The 19917-nt window shown below is 38.2% G+C and carries 16 protein-coding genes; 9 read left to right on the top strand and 7 right to left on the bottom strand.

Annotated features, from left to right (window positions below):
- The first annotated feature begins 326 nt into the window (after nucleotides 1–326).
- The gene (locus RMA94_RS04320; protein ID WP_130173199.1) at nucleotides 327–899 is read left to right on the top strand and encodes a TetR/AcrR family transcriptional regulator; all 573 of its coding nucleotides are present in this window, start codon (nucleotides 327–329) and stop codon (nucleotides 897–899) included.
- A 348-nt stretch (nucleotides 900–1247) separates the two neighbouring features.
- Here the strand turns inward: RMA94_RS04320 and RMA94_RS04315 are convergent, their stop codons facing one another.
- The 4 genes from RMA94_RS04315 to RMA94_RS04300 all read right to left on the bottom strand — a co-directional run bounded on the left by RMA94_RS04315 (nucleotide 1248) and on the right by RMA94_RS04300 (nucleotide 6893).
- A complete protein-coding gene (locus RMA94_RS04315; protein ID WP_086265023.1) occupies nucleotides 1248–3302 on the bottom strand; it encodes a GGDEF domain-containing phosphodiesterase in 2055 nt (684 codons plus the stop codon).
- A 326-nt stretch (nucleotides 3303–3628) separates the two neighbouring features.
- The gene (gene ilvC / locus RMA94_RS04310) at nucleotides 3629–4645 is read right to left on the bottom strand and encodes a ketol-acid reductoisomerase (RefSeq protein ID WP_002115094.1); all 1017 of its coding nucleotides are present in this window, start codon (nucleotides 4643–4645) and stop codon (nucleotides 3629–3631) included.
- 32 nt (nucleotides 4646–4677) lie between these two features.
- Nucleotides 4678–5169 carry an acetolactate synthase small subunit gene (gene ilvN / locus RMA94_RS04305; RefSeq protein WP_002114824.1) on the bottom strand — a complete coding sequence of 164 codons (492 nt, stop codon included), beginning with the start codon at nucleotides 5167–5169 and terminating at the stop codon, nucleotides 4678–4680.
- On the bottom strand, nucleotides 5169–6893 hold the full coding sequence (locus RMA94_RS04300) for an acetolactate synthase 3 large subunit (protein WP_005079103.1): 1725 nt from the start codon (nucleotides 6891–6893) through the stop codon (nucleotides 5169–5171). Before RMA94_RS04300 ends, ilvN begins: the two co-directional genes overlap by 1 nt.
- Nucleotides 6894–7427: 534 nt before the next feature.
- Between RMA94_RS04300 and leuS the strand changes: the two genes are divergently transcribed.
- From leuS to RMA94_RS04260, 8 genes are all read left to right on the top strand, one after another.
- Nucleotides 7428–10052 carry a leucine--tRNA ligase gene (gene leuS / locus RMA94_RS04295; protein WP_311081962.1) on the top strand — a complete coding sequence of 875 codons (2625 nt, stop codon included), beginning with the start codon at nucleotides 7428–7430 and terminating at the stop codon, nucleotides 10050–10052.
- Between the two features lie 27 nt (nucleotides 10053–10079).
- Nucleotides 10080–10589 (top strand): LPS assembly lipoprotein LptE, encoded by a 510-nt coding sequence (gene lptE, locus RMA94_RS04290; protein WP_311081961.1) that lies wholly within the window; start codon nucleotides 10080–10082, stop codon nucleotides 10587–10589.
- An 18-nt stretch (nucleotides 10590–10607) separates the two neighbouring features.
- Entirely contained in the window at nucleotides 10608–11597 is a 990-nt protein-coding gene (gene holA, locus RMA94_RS04285) for a DNA polymerase III subunit delta (RefSeq protein ID WP_017398822.1), read from the top strand.
- A gap of 107 nt (nucleotides 11598–11704) precedes the next feature.
- Nucleotides 11705–13045 carry a MacA family efflux pump subunit gene (locus RMA94_RS04280; protein ID WP_311081960.1) on the top strand — a complete coding sequence of 447 codons (1341 nt, stop codon included), beginning with the start codon at nucleotides 11705–11707 and terminating at the stop codon, nucleotides 13043–13045.
- A 2-nt stretch (nucleotides 13046–13047) separates the two neighbouring features.
- Nucleotides 13048–15042 carry a MacB family efflux pump subunit gene (locus RMA94_RS04275; RefSeq protein ID WP_311081959.1) on the top strand — a complete coding sequence of 665 codons (1995 nt, stop codon included), beginning with the start codon at nucleotides 13048–13050 and terminating at the stop codon, nucleotides 15040–15042.
- Nucleotides 15043–15064: 22 nt separating this feature from the next.
- Nucleotides 15065–16459 (top strand): efflux transporter outer membrane subunit, encoded by a 1395-nt coding sequence (locus RMA94_RS04270; RefSeq protein ID WP_311082010.1) that lies wholly within the window; start codon nucleotides 15065–15067, stop codon nucleotides 16457–16459.
- A 184-nt stretch (nucleotides 16460–16643) separates the two neighbouring features.
- Nucleotides 16644–16898, top strand: a complete 255-nt coding sequence (locus tag RMA94_RS04265) for a hypothetical protein (protein ID WP_311081958.1) — start codon at nucleotides 16644–16646, stop codon at nucleotides 16896–16898.
- A 205-nt stretch (nucleotides 16899–17103) separates the two neighbouring features.
- On the top strand, nucleotides 17104–17346 hold the full coding sequence (locus RMA94_RS04260) for a hypothetical protein (protein WP_311081957.1): 243 nt from the start codon (nucleotides 17104–17106) through the stop codon (nucleotides 17344–17346).
- Between the two features lie 114 nt (nucleotides 17347–17460).
- On the opposite strand, the gene RMA94_RS04255 is transcribed toward RMA94_RS04260, so the two are convergent.
- The 3 genes from RMA94_RS04255 to orn all read right to left on the bottom strand — a co-directional run bounded on the left by RMA94_RS04255 (nucleotide 17461) and on the right by orn (nucleotide 19853).
- A complete protein-coding gene (locus RMA94_RS04255; RefSeq protein ID WP_031944198.1) occupies nucleotides 17461–18264 on the bottom strand; it encodes an enoyl-ACP reductase in 804 nt (267 codons plus the stop codon).
- A gap of 136 nt (nucleotides 18265–18400) precedes the next feature.
- Nucleotides 18401–19132, bottom strand: coding sequence for a Bax inhibitor-1/YccA family protein (locus tag RMA94_RS04250; protein ID WP_032035338.1), 732 nt, complete (start codon nucleotides 19130–19132; stop codon nucleotides 18401–18403).
- Nucleotides 19133–19286: 154 nt separating this feature from the next.
- Entirely contained in the window at nucleotides 19287–19853 is a 567-nt protein-coding gene (gene orn, locus RMA94_RS04245; RefSeq protein ID WP_000099436.1) for an oligoribonuclease, read from the bottom strand.
- Nucleotides 19854–19917: the final 64 nt, after the last annotated feature.

Here is a 19917-nt window from a genome sequence, read left to right as displayed (position 1 = left end):
ATGATTCTCTGTAAAAAGTTTTTCTTATAGTTAAGTTACAGGCTTTCCCTTTATTCCAATTTTGCATTCAATTGCTAAAATAAATTCCGTACACCTATACTTAACAAGTTGATACTATGTGTATTATCTCAACAAATCAACGGATTAATTAATAATATTTAAAAAAGTAAACTATTGCCAATTAAATATATAATATGTTGTTTTTTTAAATTAACCAAGCTATTGAATAAATATAATTTTTTAAATATTATAAAATAAGTTTTATTTAAGCTTATACACTTTACAATAGCAAACTTAATCAAAAAATATCCGTAACGGGGAACCCGATGACAAAAAGAGAAAATATTATAACAACAGCAACAGCCCTCTTTAACCAAAAAAGCTATACTTCCGTTGGAGTTGATCGCATTATTGCCGAATCAAATGTTGCAAAAATGACTTTTTATAAATACTTTGCCTCTAAAGAAGCTTTAATTGAAGAATGTCTTTATAAGAGAAACTTAGAGATCCAATATTCAATATTGGAAAAAATAAAAAATACCAATAACCCATTGATTAAACTAAAGAAAATATTCAACTGGTATATTGATTGGATTAATACAGATGACTTTAATGGCTGCTTATTTAAAAAAGCGACCATCGAAGTCATGCAACTATATCCCTCTATTAAGCATCAAATTAATGAGTATCGGGAATGGATTTACTCATTGGTTTTTTCAGCCCTTTCGGAGTTAGAAGTAGAAAATACAAAAATACTAACTGGACTTTTTCTTAACATCGTAGATGGAATCATAATTGATGGCACCATAAACAAAAAAAAGATTAATTCAGAAGAAACATGGTCTTATATAAATAAACTTATTGAGTTCGAAACAACTCAAGAATGTGTAGCTATTTAATTTACAACTCAATTAAACTTTTATATTTTAATAAGATATAAAATATTTTTAATCCGGTGGGGTCCAATCTCCAACTCCACCAACTAAAAACAATCACTAAAATTAAGATATTTATATTTTATAAAAGTGAATATTTTAATTAACTCTAATTATTATACATACTTCACAATACTCCATAAAAATCTATTTAAATTTTTATTCTTTATAGAATATATCCATTAATTTATTAGCAATACTTTATACTCACAGTATATTAATTTTAAAAACATATAAATATCTTTCAAAAACTAGCATTATCTTAATTATTTATTTTAAGAATATAAATTATAAAATTGATGATAGATTATATTAAGCGAAGTGAGCCCCTTGAGACTCAATGAGTTCATCGACTTGAACTGGCATTCCCAACAAATAACCTTGGAACTGCTGACACCCTAAACGCGTTAAAATCTCAACCTGTTGCTGGGTTTCCACCCCTTCTGCTGTTACAGTTAAGCCTAACTTTTTAGCTAAATGTATAATACTTTCTAGAATAACTTCTTCTTTAGAGCCCGGCTTTAAATCAACAATAAAGCCACGATCAATTTTCAACTCATCTACAGGTAAATCTTTTAAATACAAAAAGCTTGAATGGCCTGTTCCAAAATCATCAATTGCGACCCGAATACCCATATCACGTAGCCGCTCACAAGCTCGAATACTCAAGTCAATATGACGCATTGCTGTCGATTCAGTAATCTCAACAATTAAATGGTGAGGTTGAATCTGATATTTTTTTAATAATCCTTCGAGTGTACTAAATAACTTTTTATTTTCGAACTGTAGTGCAGATAGGTTTACTGCGACTGGATAAAATGGGGTGTTACTACGTTCCCACTCCTGAATTTGTAGACAAGCTTGTTCGAGTGCCCAATATCCCATTGGAATGATCAAACCCGTTTTTTCTGCACCTTCTATAAACATATGCGGCGTGAGTATACCTAAAGCTGGATGATTCCAACGAATTAATGCTTCAACACCACAGACTTCAAGATTCGTGTTAAATTTTGGTTGGTAATATAAAATAAACTGCTTTTCTTCTACGGCTTTATAAAGGTCATTAATCAGTTTTGACTGACTTCTCGTTTCTTGTTGATGGGTTGAATAACTAAAGATGGTGTAAGTATTCCGGCCTTGCTCTTTAGACATGAGCATCGCGGCATCAGCATTCATAAGTAGATCCTGAACATTTTGTCCATGTTCAGGGAATAGTGCTACGCCTAAGCTTGCAGAAATATTAATTTCTTTACCTGAAATTTGATAACTTTCCTGAATTAGTTGCAGAACTTTCTCAGCCAAAATAACTGCTTCTTCTGCATTTGTATTTTCTGCAATCAGTAAAAACTCATCACCGCCAATTCTAAGCAGTTTACACTTCTCATTGAGTTGCCAATGTAAGCGGTTCGCCATCTGAATAAGTAATTGATCACCCACATGATGTCCAAATGCATCATTCACCGATTTAAATCGATCTAAATCAATGTATAAGAAAGCAATTTTCTGGTCTTTGTATCGATGATCTGAAAGTAATACTTCAGCATAATCCACCAAATAAAGGCGGTTAGGTAATTTGGTTAAATTGTCTTGTATAGATAGGTTAGCTAATTCTTTATTTGCTTTGCGCAGCTCTAAATTCTGTTGAGTAAGGCGTTGCTCTAACATTGCAACAATAAAACTTGCTACGAGTACCAAACAGGTGACTAGAATAATTGTGAATAATAATAAATCATGTTCAGCCTGATATTGGCTAATAAATTTATCAGTAATATTTGTCGCGATAAGTGCTGTATAGTGCATCCCCATAATGCTTAGGGTCATCATAACTGAAAATGCGACTTTTAAAGTTAAACGGTATCGTTCCGTATCTTTTAATTTATAGGCGAGTAAAAACGCTAGTCCTGAACCACTCATTGCAATTAATACAGAAAATAAAAGTAAAAACGAAGTGTAATCTTTTTTATAAACATTAATATTCCAACCTAGCATGCTAATGTAATATGAGGCTGAAATTCCAATTCCCATGATAATCGAGCTCAGAATGAGTCTGAATAAAGGGAGTGTAAAACGTGAAGTCAACCACATCGCAATGCAAGATAACAAAGCACTGATGGCATAAGAAACTGCAATTAAAGGAATATTAGAGTTAGTTGTATCAAACAGATGATAAGCTTGTATACCAACAATATGGACAATACTAATTGCTAATGCGAGTAGCAAACCATTGATAAATAAAATTAAAGACTCAAATTTCTTATAGACTTGCTTGAATATTAGCTGCTCCATGGAAATTACAATATAGCAAATGAAGCCAGCTGCAATAAAAGAGCCGACGATCAATGTGCTATCGTAATCAACATGACCCATATTGGACTTCCATGATTATTCAATACTTTTTTTTATTTTGTTCAACTCATTGCCCAAAATACAATTAAACATGTTAAAGAAATTTTAGTAAATTTGACTTATTCAGTCAGTTATAAACAATAACATTATCTATCTTTTGGTCAAGTATTTTTTACTTTACAAATCAATAAAGTAAATAAAATTTAAGCAGCCAATTATATGAAAAATATAGAATTTATTTAATCTAGTCAAGTTGACCTAATCGCAATTTTCATATTCAAATAAAATAGTATAAATAAAGAACCCTGCTTAAAGCAGGGTTCTTTTAAAACGTTAGATAAAGAAAATTAGTTCTTTTCTTTATCAACGATTTTGTTTGCTTGAATCCATGGCATCATTGCACGCAACTTATTACCAGTTACTTCAATACCATGTGCAGCATTTTGACGACGACGAGCAGTCATAGATGGGTAGTTTAACGCACCTTCTTGAATGAACATCTTAGCGTATTCGCCAGATTGAATACGTTTCAACGCATTACGCATTGCTTCACGAGACTGTTCGTTGATTACTTCAACACCCGTTACATATTCACCGTATTCAGCATTGTTAGATACTGAGTAGTTCATGTCAGCGATACCGCCTTCGAACATTAAGTCAACGATCAATTTAAGCTCGTGTAAACATTCGAAGTAAGCCATTTCTGGTGCATAACCAGCTTCAACTAAAGTTTCGAAGCCCATTTTCACTAATTCAACCGCACCACCACAAAGAACTGCTTGCTCACCGAATAAGTCAGTTTCAGTTTCTTCGCGGAATGAAGTTTCGATAATACCAGTACGGCCGCCACCTACGCCAGAAGCATAAGAAAGAGCAACGTTACGTGCATTACCAGAAGCATCTTGGTGGATTGCGATTAGGTCAGGAACACCTGAACCACGTTGGAACTCTGAACGTACAGTGTGACCTGGTGCTTTTGGAGCAACCATGATTACGTCTAAATCTTTACGTGGAACAACTTGGTTGTAAAGAACAGAGAAACCATGAGCAAATGCAAGAGTCGCGCCTTCTTTGATGTTTGGCTCAATCACGTCACGATAAAGTTGTGATTGGAATTCATCTGGAGTCAAAATCATTACGAGGTCAGCTTGCTTAACAGCAGCAGGAACTTCTGCAACTTTAAGACCTGCATTTTCAGCTTTCTTCCAAGAAGCTGAATCTGCACGTAAACCTACAGTTACGTCTACGCCTGAGTCTTTAAGGTTAAGTGCATGAGCATGACCTTGAGAACCGTAACCAATAATCGCTACTTTCTTGCCTTGGATGATTGATAAGTCACAGTCTTTATCGTAAAAAATTTGCATTTGTGTTCTCCGCTAAAATACTTTTTAAAAAATTAAATGGCTAATACTTTTTCGCCACGGGCGATACCAGATACACCTGAACGAACGACTTCTAGAATAGTGTTTTCTGCAAGCGCATCGATAAAACCATCTAATTTTTCAGTTGTCCCTGCTATTTGAATGGTATAGGTAGTTGGTGTCACGTCTACAATCTGCGCACGGAAAATATCCGCTGTTCGCTTAATTTCAGCACGTGAAGCACCTAACGCTTTTACTTTAATCAACATCAGTTCACGCTCAATATGTGAACCTTCTGATAAATCAACTACTTTTACAACTTCAACAAGTTTATTGAGCTGCTTTGTAATCTGTTCAATCTTATGATCATCACCATAAGTTGTTAATGTTAAACGTGACAAAGTTGGATCTTCGGTTGGCGCAACATTCAGTGTTTCAATGTTATATCCACGTTGGCTAAATAAACCAACAAGGCGAGAAAGCGCACCAGCTTCGTTTTCAACGAGTACAGAAATAATATGTCTCATTATGTACGCTCCCCTTTACCTAACCACATATCCTTCATAGACTGACCTGCGATCAGCATTGGATAAACATGTTCCGTGCGATCAACCATGACATTAATGAATACACATTTATCATTAATCGCCATTGCTTCAGCAAGCTTCGACTCTAGTTCATCAGCATGATCAATCTGGATACCAACGTGACCATAAGCTTCCATTAACTTGCCAAAATCAGGCAATGATTCAACGTATGAGCTTGAGTGACGGCCTTCATAGTTCATATCTTGCCACTGCTTCACCATACCTAAAGCACGGTTATTCAAGCACAATATCTTCACATTCATGCCGTATTGCTTACACGTTGAAAGCTCTTGAATACACATTTGAATTGAAGCTTCACCAGTAATACAAACGACTTGTTGATCTGGGAAAGCAAGCTTCGCAGCCATTGCATAAGGTAAACCTACGCCCATGGTGCCTAATCCACCCGAGTTAATCCATTGACGTGGACGCTTGTATTTGTAATACAACGCACCAAACATTTGGTGTTGGCCCACATCTGAAGTAATGATGGCGTCACCGTTAGTGACTTTATATAAAGCTTCAACAACTTGCTGTGGCTTCATTGTGCCATCAGTCGGGGTTTCAAACTTTAAGCCATGAACTTTACGCCATTCATTAATTTGATCCCACCACGCAGCAATTGCTTCAGGGTTTGGCTTAGACACATTCAATTGCTTCAATTGCGTTAACATTTCCTGAAGTACAGGCTCAACCGCCCCTACAATCGGAATGTGCGCCATAATTGTTTTTGAAATGCTCGCCGGATCAATATCAATATGAATAACTTTAGCATTCACACAGAATTTTGCTGGGTTATTGGTTACTCGGTCATCAAAACGCGCACCAATTGCAAGAATGACATCAGCATTATGCATCGCCATATTTGCTTCATAAGTACCGTGCATACCCAACATGCCCACAAACTGTGGATCATCACCAGGGAAGCCACCAAGGCCCATAAGTGTGTTAGTTACTGGATAACCGAGTAAATGCGCGAGTTCAGTCAATAATGCTGATGCATTACCTTGAACAACACCACCACCTGTATAAATTACAGGGCGTTTTGCACTTAAAAGCTCATCAATTGCTTTACGAATTTGGCCAGAATGACCACGTGAAGGTGGCTGATAAGAACGCATCTTCACTTTTTCAGGATATTCGTACGCAAATTTTTCTGCAGGATTTGTCGCATCTTTAGGAATATCGACTACAACTGGACCAGGGCGACCACTTGCTGCGATATAAAATGCTTTTTTGATAATTGCAGGAATTTCGCTTGCATGACGAACTTGGAAGCTGTGTTTCACGATTGGACGTGAAATACCTACCATATCAGTTTCTTGGAAAGCGTCTTCACCAATAAGATGTGATGCAACCTGGCCAGACAAAATCACCATTGGGATTGAGTCCATATAAGCTGTTGCAATTGGAGTCACAGTATTAGTTGCGCCAGGTCCAGAAGTGACCAGTACTACGCCAGTCTTACCTGTAGCACGCGAGTAAGCATCTGCCATATGACCAGCAGCTTGTTCATGACGTACGAGGTAATGATTAATTTTGTCTTGTTGAAATAGCGCATCATAAATATGTAATACAGCGCCGCCTGGATAACCAAAAACATGTTCAACGCCTTCGTCCGCAAGAGCACGAACGAGCATTTCACCACCAGATAAAAGTTCCAACGTGATTCACCCTAAAATCTTTATCACTATTTATGGAAGGCACAAATAGTGTTTCATTCATTGAATTGTCTGCACTGTTATAGCACACATATTGTCTAGTTTTCGTTGCAATAGAAAAATTTCTGTTTTTCAGCCGTATAAGCTTTTTTAACATTAATAAAGCATGTCTGGATATACATACTTTAAGTAAAATCAATCTCTCGGCTAGAGAGAATGTCTATTACAAAACATGACGGTTATTCGAAGGGTGATCAAATAATCGCATATAAAACTAAAGGAAGCATTTTTGTTGTTTAATTCACTAAAGTCAAGATTAAAGAAACACTTTTCTATGATTATTTTTTAACTGACTATTTTTTCATCTTATTTGATTTTTCCACTTTTCTTTTTTTATGATTACCCCGCTTTTTTCAGGTTTATTCTTGTTTAATTTTTAACGGAAAATAAATCCATCCCAAAACTGCATTTTTGTCGATTTTGCGCTATGCTGTGCAACAATCTTTAATATCAATTTTTGTTGTATAGCTTACGTCTATGACTATTTCTCACATTGACCCCGAATATCAAGCAAACACGATTGAACCATCAGTTCAACAAGATTGGGAAAATCGTAAAGTCTTTAAAGTTGCCGACACTGTCGAAGGTAAACATCGTTACATCCTGTCAATGTTTCCTTACCCAAGCGGCAAGCTGCATATGGGGCATGTGCGTAACTATACAATTGGCGATGTGATTAGCCGTTTTTACCGTTTAAAAGGTGAAACTGTATTACAACCTATGGGTTGGGATGCATTCGGTTTACCTGCGGAAAACGCAGCAATTGCCCATAAAGTTGCTCCGGCAAAATGGACATTTGAAAACATTGCGTACATGCGTGACCAATTAAAAAAATTAGGTCTATCTGTAGATTGGGATCGTGAATTTGCAACTTGTACACCAGAGTATTATCACTGGGAACAATGGTTATTTGTTCAGCTTTATAAAAAAGGCCTAATCTATCGTAAACTTTCAACAGTAAACTGGGATCCGGTTGACCAAACTGTTTTAGCAAACGAACAAGTTGAAAATGGTCGCGGATGGCGTTCTGGTGCATTGGTTGAAAAACGCGATATTCCAATGTACTACTTCCGTATTACTGACTATGCACAAGAATTATTAGACGACCTAGACACCCTACAAGACGGCTGGCCTCAACAAGTGTTGACCATGCAACGTAACTGGATTGGTCGCTCTACAGGCATGGAAATTACTTTCCCATCTGCCAATACCGAAATTTATGCTGATGGCTTAACTGTTTATACAACACGTGCTGACACGCTTATGGGCGTGACATATGTTGCCGTTGCAGCAGAACACCCTCTTGCGCTTAAAGCTGCTGAAAACAACCCTGAATTGGCTGCATTTATTGAAGAGTGCCGCATGGGTTCAGTTGCAGAAGCGGACTTGGCAACAGCCGAGAAAAAAGGCATGGCGACAGGTTTGTTTGTAAAACATCCTGTAACTGGTGAAGAGCTTCCTGTCTGGATCGCAAACTACGTATTAATGTCTTACGGTTCTGGCGCAGTGATGGCTGTACCAGCGCATGACGAACGTGACTTCGAATTTGCTAACAAGTTCAACTTGCCTATTAAGCAAGTAATTGATGCCAAAGGCGCTGACGATGCAGACTACTCTGCAACTGATTGGCAAGAATGGTATGGCTCAAAAGAAGGTAAACTTGTTAACTCTGGTGAGTTTGACGGTTTAGAATTCCAAGCTGCTTTTGATGCATTTCTTGCGAAATTAGAACCACAAGGTTTAGCAAATTCTAAAGTTCAATTCCGTTTACGTGACTGGGGTGTTTCTCGTCAACGTTACTGGGGTTGTCCAATTCCAATGATTAACTGTGATACTTGTGGTCAAGTCACAGTTCCAGAAGACCAACTTCCGGTTGTATTACCAACTGACGTTGTTCCAGATGGTTCAGGTAACCCGCTTAATAAAATGCCTGAGTTCTATGAAACGAAATGTCCTTGCTGTGGTGGTGATGCACGTCGTGAAACAGATACATTGGATACATTCGTAGAGTCATCTTGGTACTACGCACGCTATGCGTCTCCAGACTTTACTGGCGGCATGGTTAAACCTGAAGCTGCTCAAAACTGGCTTCCTGTAAACCAATACATTGGTGGTGTTGAGCACGCGATTCTTCACTTACTTTATGCACGTTTCTTCCACAAATTAATGCGTGACGAAGGTGTTGTACAAGGTAATGAACCATTTACCAACTTGTTAACTCAAGGCATGGTGCTTGCGGATACATTCTATCGTGAAGCAGAAAATGGTAAGAAAACTTGGTTTAACCCTGCTGATATCGAATTAGAACGCGATGAAAAAGGTCGTATTCTTTCTGCAAAATATTCAGGTGACGGTCAAGAAGTTGTGATCGGTGGACAAGAAAAAATGTCTAAATCGAAAAACAACGGTATCGACCCACAAGCGATTATTGATCAATACGGCGCAGACACAGCACGTGTATTTATGATGTTCGCTGCTCCACCAGATCAATCTTTAGAATGGTCTGATGCAGGTGTTGAAGGTGCAAACCGTTTCTTGAAACGTGTATGGCGCCTTGTAGCAAGCTTCCTTGAAAAGGGCAACCAAGCTTCTACGATTGATGCTGCTAACTTGTCTAAAGATGCTCAAGATTTACGTCGTAAAACTCACGAAACTATTCAAAAAGTAAGTGATGATATCGAACGTCGTCATGCATTCAATACTGCGATTGCTGCTTTGATGGAATTGTTAAATGCGAGCAACAAGTTTGAAGCAAAAGATGACAACGACGTTGCTGTAGAACGTGAAGCCATCACTACACTGTTAACTTTACTTGCTCCATTTGCACCACATTTAAGTCAAACGTTATTGGCTCAGTTTGGTACAGATGTAACAGAAGCAAGATTCCCTGAAGTCGATGCTTCTGCATTAACTCGTAATACACAAACGATTGTTGTACAGGTTAACGGTAAACTTCGCGGTAAACTTGAAGTTTCGGTTGATATCTCTAAAGAAGATCTATTAGCTCAAGCTAAAGCTCTTCCAGAAGTTCAACAATTCTTAACAGGACCAACAAAGAAAGAAATTGTGGTTCCAAATAAATTAGTTAACCTCGTGGTTTAATTAAAGTTATTAATGAGAGGATCAAGCATGCACTTTGCCAAACGTTTAGCCGCTGTTGTTTTGACCTTAGGCCTTAGTGCAGGCTTAGTCGGGTGTGGATTTCATTTAAAAGGAACCAACCCGACTGCAACTCCGCTTGTTTATAAAAAATTAAGCCTTGAGTTACCAGCTAAAACTGATGATTTAGAAACCCAATTAAAAGTTTATTTAGCTGCAAATGGTGTTCAATTCAGCAATGATAATGATGCCTACGTACTCCGTGTTTTAGAGTACACACCACGTCGTCAGCTTTTAAATGGAAAACTAACGGAAGTATTATTACGCTTAACCGTAACCTTCCAGATTGAAGACAGTCAGGGTAATAAAATTACTGAACCACGTTCATTAACTGCATCTCGTAGTTATCAGTATGATCTTGCAACGGTTAACACTGAAAATCAGCAAGAATCTTATTTACAACGTATTGTGATTGATGACATTGCACAGCAAATTACTCGTCAGATTTCAGCAAACCGTTTACCAAAAGCTCAGCCTTAATCTTTATTTTTACCAGCAATGAAAATTGACTATTTACAAGCCTTAAAACGCATTCCGGAAGCACGGGGTGCGTGGATTTTACATGGCCAAGAACCTTTGCTGGAACAAAATTTATTAGATGCTTTTCGTAAAAGTTGGCAACAACAAGAAGTTGAAAGACAGCGCTATGATATTAGTAGCGTGAGCGACTGGAAGAATGTTTTTAACGCGCTTAACAGCTTATCTTTATTTTCTCAGCAGCTTGCCATTGAAGTACATGGCAATATAAAGCCTGACGCAAATGGGCTAAAACAACTTAAAAGTTATATCCAACATAATGAAACTAACTTACTTTTAATTGTTTTACCTAAACAAGATAGTAGTAGTTTAAAGTCTGCTTTTTTCCAAGTTGTTGAAGCAAATGGTGTTGTCGTTGCCCTTACGGCAAACTATCCGCAAGACCGCCAAAGAATTTTATCTGCCGAAGCAGAGAAACTTGAAATTCAACTTGATAATGATGCCTGGCAATGGCTCATGCAGCATCATGAACATAATTTGCTCGCAGCTAAAAATAGCTTGATGCGTGTAAGAGATACTTTTCCAGACCAACAACTGATTCAAATTGAACAGTTGTATGCTTGTTTACAAGATCAGTCTCGTTACACCACTTACGATTTAAGCGATGCTTTATTAGAAGGTAATCTCGCTCAGTCCATTAAGATTTTTCAATATTTAATTGCAGCTGGTGAGCCAGAAAGTCTGATCTTATGGACACTAAGTAAAGAAATGCGTTTATTGATGCAATTATTTGAGCAGCCTCATAATGCATTACAACTTGGTATCTGGAAAACAAAGGTTGGTTTATATCAACAAGCTTTAAGAAGATTAAATCCTCAACAGTTTTTAGGCTGGTCTACCCTTCTATTGCAAGTTGATGCGGCAATTAAAGGAATGTCGAATGAAAATGCCCAACATTTAATGCAGCAGGCTATTGCTGAATTATGTGGGAAAACACTATTTATACAATAATTCGGCCGAATCATTTTTCTTCATTCCTGAAATATCATAAAAATTCACGTTTTATCCTCATTTCGCTTTTATACTAAATTAAATTTTAGACTTTTCGACCTCTCGCCATGCCAAAAATAAAGCCAATCAAACTTGTTATTATCATCGTCTGTATAGCAGTTATTGCTGTATTAGCTTGGAAATTTTTAAAGCCTAAAGAGCAGCAGCCTCAATATATTACAGCTGAGGTAACACGCGGAGATATTGAAAATAATGTCCTTGCAACAGGTACACTTGATGCAACCAAACTGATTAGTGTGGGTGCACAGGTATCTGGTCAGGTCAAAAAGATGTATGTACAGTTGGGCGATCAAGTGAAACAAGGTCAACTTATCGCACAAATTGACTCAACCACCCAAGAAAATAGTTTAAAAACTTCTGATGCGAATATTAAAAATTTAGAAGCGCAGCGCCTTCAACAAGTTGCTTCTTTAAATGAAAAACAACTTGAATACCGCCGTCAGCAACAAATGTATGCGCAAGATGCAACGCCTCGTGCAGATTTAGAATCGGCTGAGGCAAGCTATAAAACAGCTCAGGCGCAAATTAAAGCATTAGATGCACAGATCGAATCTGCAAAAGTGACAAAATCTACGGCACAAACCAATATTGGTTACACACGTATTGTTGCTCCAACTGATGGTACCGTTGTCGCGATTGTGACCGAAGAAGGCCAAACTGTAAACGCAAACCAAAGCGCTCCAACAATTGTCAAAATTGCAAAACTACAAAACATGACGATTAAGGCGCAGGTGAGTGAAGCTGACATTATGAAAGTTGAAAAAGGACAACAGGTTTACTTTACAACTTTAGGTGATGAAACTAAGCGCTATGCAACATTACGTCAGATTGAACCAGCTCCAGACTCAATTTCTAGCGAATCAACAAGTACAACAAGCTCAACAACCAGTTCAGCTGTTTACTATAATGCGTTATTCGATGTGCCAAATACTGATGGTAAATTGCGTATTGATATGACAGCACAAGTTTATATCGTATTAGATTCAGCTAAAAATGCCCTACTTGTTCCTTCATCAGCACTGAGTTCTAAACAATTTTCAGGCCAAAGAAAATCTGGTCAATCTACAGATAAAGCTGCTTCGACTCCAAGTGCAGAAAGAAAAAATTCAGGTAGTGGTGTTCGTTTAGAACGTTTAAATTTAACTGCTGAACAAAAACAACTAGTTGAGCAAGGTAAATTAACGTTAAGTGTTGTACGTGTATTACAAGCCGATGGCACAACTAAACCGACTCAGATTTTGGTGGGTATTAACAACCGTGTAAATGCGCAAGTTCTTGCGGGCTTAAAACAAGGTGATCAAGTTGTGATTGCCGATAGTGCAGATACTTCTGCTGCATCAGCAAATAGTAGTAATAACCGTCGCCGTAGTGGCCCAATGGGAATGTAAGCATGACAAAACAAGCTTTGCTTGAAGTCAGCAATCTAGTCCGGGAATTCCCTGCTGGCGAAAGCACGATACAAATTTTAAAAGGTATTGACCTGACCATTTATGAAGGTGAACTGGTTGCGATTGTCGGCCAGTCTGGTTCTGGCAAATCGACCCTCATGAATATTTTGGGGTGTTTGGACCGACCTACGAGTGGTAGTTACAAGGTTAATGGACAAGAAACAGGTAAACTTGAGCCAGATCAACTCGCTCGACTACGCCGTGAATATTTTGGTTTTATTTTCCAACGCTACCATTTATTGGGTGATTTATCTGCTGAAGGTAACGTAGAAGTTCCAGCTGTTTATGCAGGTGTTACCCCTTCTGAACGTAAACAACGCGCAACGGCTTTACTGACCGAATTAGGTTTAGGTACTAAAACCCTCAATAGACCAAGTCAACTTTCTGGTGGTCAGCAGCAGCGTGTTTCTATTGCCCGCGCGCTGATGAATGGCGGTGACGTTATTCTGGCAGATGAACCAACAGGGGCGCTTGACTCTCATAGTGGTGTTGAGGTAATGCGTATTTTGCGTGAACTCAATGCCGCAGGTCACACTATTATTTTAGTCACCCACGATATGCAAGTTGCAAAAAATGCGACTCGCATTATCGAGATTAGTGACGGAGAAATTATTAGTGACCGCCCTAATGTTCCAGATCAAGCAGCTGAACCAATCAAATCTGATCCTGATGCGGCGCCTGCTTTGCAAGGTAAACAGAAGAAAGGCAAAAGTATTTCTGCATGGCGCTCTACTTTAGACCGTTTATCTGAAGCCTTTCAAATGGCTTTACTGTCTATGAATGCCCACCGCATGCGTACTTTTTTAACCATGCTGGGGATTATTATTGGTATTGCATCGGTTGTTACTGTTGTCGCATTAGGTAAAGGCTCTCAACAGCAAATTTTAAGTAATATTAGTAGCCTGGGAACAAATACTATTACAGTATTTCAGGGCCGTGGTTTTGGTGACAACTCTAAAACTGCAAGTTTTAAAACCTTGGTGCCTGCCGATGCCGATGCGTTAATGACTCAACCGTATGTTAGTGCAGTCAGCCCAATCGTCAGCACATCCAAAACCATGCGTTACCAACAAAATGAAGCGAACGCGACCATTAATGGTGTGAGTAACGATTATTTCGATGTGAAAGGTTTGATCTTTAAAGATGGACAAACTTTTGATCAACGTAGTGTCCGTGATCGCTCACAGGATGTGGTCATTGATACTAATACTCAAAAGCAGTTCTTTAGTGACGGTACCAACCCTATCGGTCAAGTAGTATTACTCGGTAGTGTACCTGCTCGTATTATTGGCGTTGTAGAACCGCAAACGAGCGGCATGGGCTCAGATGACACTTTAAATGTCTATATGCCTTATACAACCGTGATGAGCCGTATGTTAGGACAATCTAATGTACGTAATATCGTGGTTCGTATTAATGACAAATATTCAACTGCTGCCGCAGAAAATGCGATTGTGAATTTATTAACCCAGCGCCATGGTGCACAAGATATTTTCACCATGAACAGTGACAGTATCCGTCAGACTATTGAGAAAACAACCAGCACGATGACCCTTCTGGTTTCAGCAATTGCCGTAATTTCATTGGTCGTTGGTGGTATCGGGGTAATGAATATTATGTTGGTTTCGGTGACTGAACGTACTCAGGAAATTGGCGTACGTATGGCCGTAGGTGCGCGTCAAAGTGATATTTTGCAGCAATTCCTGATTGAAGCAATTTTAGTATGTTTAATTGGTGGTGTGCTTGGCGTCTTATTGTCGCTTGGACTTGGACAACTTATTAATAAATTTGCTGGCGGTAACTTTAGCGTAGCTTATTCAAGCACTTCTATTATTGCCGCATTTGTCTGTTCAACACTGATTGGTGTCGTATTTGGTTTCTTGCCTGCCAAGAATGCCGCGAAGCTTGACCCTGTTGCCGCACTATCTCGAGAATAAGGAAAATTGCATGTCTTTCTCTATGACTAAACTCAGCACAGCACTTCTTCTCACAGGTTCTCTTGTAGGATGTGCAGCTGTAGTAAAAACACCTTATGAAACGCCTGCAGTACAAGTTCCGGGTAGTTTTCAGTATGACACAGCAAAAACAAAAAACATGTCTGCCGATCAATATTCTGACCGTTGGTGGACACTCTTTAACGACGCACAGCTCAATCAGCTTGTAAGCAATGTATTAGAGCGTAACAGTGATTTAGCAGTTGCAGGTATTGCTTTAAAGCAAGCCCGTCTACAAGCTGATTTAACCGCTAATAAGCAAGGCTTGCGAACTAGCTCTAGTGTTTCTACTGGACATTCTTTCGATTTAAATTCGGGAGATGACAGCGCTAATGGTCTTTCCATGAGTGCGGGAGTAAGCTATGAGCTTGATTTGTTTGGCAAGCTTGCACGCCAAACCGAAGCAAGTAAATGGGAAGCTTTAGCGACAGAACAAGATTTACAAGCTACTGGGCAAAGTTTAATTGCAACCACTGCCAAACTTTATTGGCAACTGGGTTATTTAAATGAGCGTTATACGACCGCACAGCAAAGTCTAGCAACCTCTCAAAAGCTTTATGACTTGGTACAGATTCAATACAAAGCTGGTGCCGTTTCCGGTGTAGATCTGACTCAAGCAGAACAATCTGTACAGAGCCAAAAAGCGAGTTTAAGTCAGATTGAACAGCAACTGGTTGAAACACGCACAGCCATTGCAGTGTTATTGCATGAACCATTGCAGCAATTAAACATTCAAGAGCCAAAGCGTTTACCACGCACTGCTCTACCTGCAATTGGTGCTGGTTTACCTGCCGATATTTTATCGCGCCGCCCTGATTTGCAAGCAAGTGAGCTACGCTTAAGAAAAGCATTAGCAACTAAAGATGCTACTAAGGCGAGCTACTACCCGTCGATTAGCTTAACCAGCAGTCTAGGCTCAAGCAGCACATCGTTAACGGAGTTATTACGTAACCCTGCTCTCACGCTTGGTGCAAGTTTAAGCTTACCGTTTTTACAATATAACGATATGAAAAAAGATATCGCGATTAGCAATCTGGATTATGAAAAAGCGATTATTCAATATCGTCAAACGCTTTATCAGGCTTTTGCTGATGTAGAAAATGCTTTATCGAGTCGTACAGAACTCGACAAACAAGTAGCGTTACAGGAGCGTAATGTTGAACTTGCAGAAAAAACTGAACGTTTAACCGAAGTCCGTTACCGTTATGGTGCTGTCGCATTAAAAACACTTCTTGATGCTCAGCAAACCACACGTACTGCACGGTTAAGCCTCGTTGAAACCAAGCAAAGCCAATACAACGCGTATGTCACCCTCATGCAAGCTTTAGGTGGTTCACCTGTAAAAGAACTGCCGAATTAATAGTACTATAGATGCTATTTCTTTATTCAATTAGAGTTATCAGCTCATTTTCAAAGGGCTGATAACTTTTGATTATTATGCATCTTGACGAAAATATTGTTTTTATATTTCGATAAAAATAAGATAGAAAATCCAATTAATTATATTTTATTATCACAACGATATATCAAAAGAGAGTAGTTAAATGCACGAACCTTGGGTAAATGGAATTATCAAAAAGTGGACTTTAGACAACATTGGAGATGAACTATATGAATTGATAATTCACAAGGAAAAAAATGTCATTTGTACATATGGGCGTTTTGCTCATTCGAGTGGTTCAAAGTCTGTTTCTTTCGAACAATTTATAGCAGGTCAACTTGATGATTTAATTTCGAAAACAATGGGTGAAGATATATTAAACCAAGCAAAAAAATATATGAGAGAACAAATAGTATAAATTGCTTAACTATGTACTTTTACCAGATAAGCTCTACGAAGCGATATAAAATTACCAAAGTACGGCTTCACAAATTAAATATTTAAGTATTTATTAAATTATAAACAAGTTTCTTAACATGGATAGTAATAGCAATATGCATAAAGTTCACCTTCTTTTATACATCTGGGATAGTCAAACTTTAGACCAATCGAAGAATTGAGCAGTGGCATATAAAAAGATTGAAATGCCATTTATTCCTTTCATTGGCTTAGAAATTGACTTTCCTCTTGAAAGAAAACAAAAAATTAAATCTATTAAATGGAGCATGGAGAGCAATTCATTTTTCTGCACTCTGCAAGATGAATTCTCGCGCTGCGGTATAGATGATCCTATGTTTGATGAATGGCTTGAATATTACAAAGATCATGAATGGTCTATTGAAGGACCATATCTCCAAAACGAATAATTAGACTATAGCGATATATTTATATTAATTTTGAAACGACACAAAAGTGAAATTAAGTTGTTAAAGTAAAGCCGCTATTAAAGCGGCTTTACTATATAAATTAGATAAATCTAATTATTCATCATCCATCATGCTTTGGCTCATACCTACAGTATTGAAACCAGCATCTACATATAGAATTTCACCAGTAATACCCGAAGCCCAAGGTGAGCATAGGAATAATGCTGCGTTACCTACTTCTTCAATAGTTACATTACGCTTTAACGGCGCAACTTTTTCATTGGCATCTAACATTTTACGGAAAGATTTAATACCAGAAGCAGCTAAAGTACGGATTGGACCCGCAGAAATCGCGTTTACACGGATACCATCAACGCCAAGGCTTGATGCTAAATAGCGAACACCAGCTTCTAAAGACGCTTTTGCCATACCCATAACGTTATAGTTAGGCATAACACGCTCAGAACCTTGGTAAGTCAAAGTCAATAAACAACCTTGACGAGCTTGTAATAGAGGTTTTGCAGCACGTGCCATTGCAACAAAGCTGTATGCACTGATGTCATGAGCAACTTTAAAACCTTCACGGTCAGTCACGTCAGTAAAATCACCATCAAGTGTATGTGCAGGTGCGAAGCCAATTGAGTGTACAACACCGTCTACACCATCCCAATGTTTTGCAAGTTCTGCAAATGCATTATCAATTTCAGCATCAACAGCAACATCACATGGAAACACAAGCTTAGAACCGAATTGCTCAGCAAATTCATCCACACGTTTTTTTAATTTTTCGTTTGGATAAGTAAACGCAAGCTCTGCACCTTCACGGTGTAATGCTTGTGCAATACCAAAAGCAATTGATAATTTACTAGCAACGCCTGCAATCAAAAAGCGCTTACCTGCTAAAAGTCCTTGTGTCATGCCGATCTCACTCAAAACAATTTCAAGCATAATGCCAATATTCGGCGGTTTTCGAAATTGCATAATGCATCTTTTTTCAAAAATCGCACGAAAAAAATCGCTCCTGATGAGGAGCGACTTCTAGATGAATTCAATCTTAGTCGTCAGACAATAAGCCCAGTAAACGTAAGAAAGAAATATACATCCATACTAAAGTTGCAAGTAATGCGATACCACACAACCATTCCATGAATTTTGGTGCACGATATGCTGCATTAGTTTCGATTAAATCAAAATCTAAAATCAGGTTAAGCGAAGCAATGACCGCGACGAATGCAGCAAAACCAATGCCTAACCAGTTACTTTCAAAAATATAAGGAACACTTGAACCAAATGCTAAACGCATGATCATCTGCACAATAAATACAATAAAGATCGCCAAAGATGCAGAGATCACAACTGACTTAAACTTTTCAGTTGCGCGGATAATTTGGAATTTATACAAACCAAACATCACCAAAGTGGTGACAAAGGTCGCTAATAAAGCCTGAAGTGGAACTCCTGGGTATTTCAACTGGAAAGTAAACGAAATACCACCTAAAAAAGCCCCTTCAAATAAGGCATACGGAATTGCCAATGTTGGCGCGGTCGTTGGTTTAAACGTTGTAATTAAAGCTAAAACCAAACCACCAATTGCACCCACAATTGAAGCCGCGTAAGCAATACCAACATTTGCAGTAAAGGCTGCATAGAAAAATAAAGCGACACCCACAGCAGCTGCAATGACTGTCAACATAACAGTTTTTTGAATCGCACCTTGCACAGTCATCGGTTGACTATAGTCACTGACCGTTTCAACGCGCGTCAGTATCGGGTTATTACTTTGCATAAATGCTCTCTTTTTATAATAAAAATTTAAAACATCATTTTAAGCAAAATGAATATGAAAGCCAAATCAGGCGATCGGCATTATTGTAACAAGGTCCTTTAAGTAATAAAAAAGGAGGCAATAGCCTCCCTTTCATATCACGTCTACAACGCAATCAATCTTTACCATCTGTATTCATGATAAAGAAATATTCGCGGTAATATTTCAACTCTGAAATTGAGTCACGAATATCATCCATTGCCAAATGTGATGCATTCTTTTTCAGGCCACTCATAATTTCAGGGCGCCAGCGTTTTGAAAGCTCTTTTACCGTAGATACATCAAGATTACGATAGTGAAAATACTGCTCAAGTTCAGGCATAAGACGGTGTAAGAAACGGCGGTCCTGACAAATCGAGTTACCGCACATTGGTGAAACTTTTGGATTCACCCATTTTTTTAGGAATTCTAAAGTTTGTAACTCAGCATCACGAGCTGTTAATTTACTGCGACGAACTCGTTCAATTAGTCCAGACTGCCCATGTTGACGAGTGTTCCATTCATCCATTGCATTTAAAATACGATCAGGTTGATGAATAGCCAAAACTGGACCTTCGGCAAGTACATTTAAATGATCATCTGTAATAATTGTTGCGATTTCAATAATTTGGTCATTATCGGTATCTAATCCGGTCATTTCCAGATCAATCCAAATTAATCGTGTATTTAAAGTACTGCTCATGAATGTACGTTCTAAAATGCCGTAAAAACATCAATAGTAGCAAATTTCTTGCTTCCGCGCTGTA

Source organism: Acinetobacter sp. V115_6, from assembly GCF_031799025.1.
In the GTDB taxonomy this organism is placed as follows: Bacteria; Pseudomonadota; Gammaproteobacteria; order Pseudomonadales; family Moraxellaceae; genus Acinetobacter; species Acinetobacter pittii.
Note: the sequence above shows the minus strand (reverse complement) of the source record. Positions and strands in the feature narration are given on the sequence as shown.